This window comes from Paraburkholderia phytofirmans (assembly GCF_046028095.1).
In the GTDB taxonomy this organism is placed as follows: domain Bacteria; phylum Pseudomonadota; class Gammaproteobacteria; order Burkholderiales; family Burkholderiaceae; genus Paraburkholderia; species Paraburkholderia phytofirmans_A.
Genome location: NZ_JAQQDJ010000056.1, coordinates 1 through 331, shown reverse-complemented (window position 1 = coordinate 331; position 331 = coordinate 1). Strand labels below are relative to the sequence as shown.

General features: G+C 62.5%; 1 protein-coding gene. It reads left to right on the top strand.

Features of this window, described 5'->3' with window-relative positions; genetic code table 11:
• Positions 1-331 (top strand): acyl-CoA dehydrogenase family protein (locus PQR54_RS38915; RefSeq protein WP_408255466.1); only part of this gene is annotated, 331 nt, incomplete at both ends.

Genomic DNA, 331 nt, shown 5'->3' with positions numbered 1-331 from the left:
AATCGGCCATCTGATCGGCGAAGAGAATCGCGGCCTCGAGTACATGTTCATCATGATGAACGCGGCGCGTTTTGCTGTCGGCATGCAGGGCGTCGGCATTTCGGATCGTGCGTATCAGAAGGCGGTGGCGTATGCGAAAGATCGCGTGCAAAGCCGTCCCGTGGATGGCTCCGCGAAGCAGCCGGTCGCGATCATTCAGCATCCGGACGTGCGCCGTATGCTCGCGACCATGCGCGGTCTCACCGAAGCGTCGCGCGCGCTGGCTTATGTGGCGGCGGCGCATTGCGATATCGCGCATCGTCATCCGGACGAGAGCAAGCGCGTCGAGCAC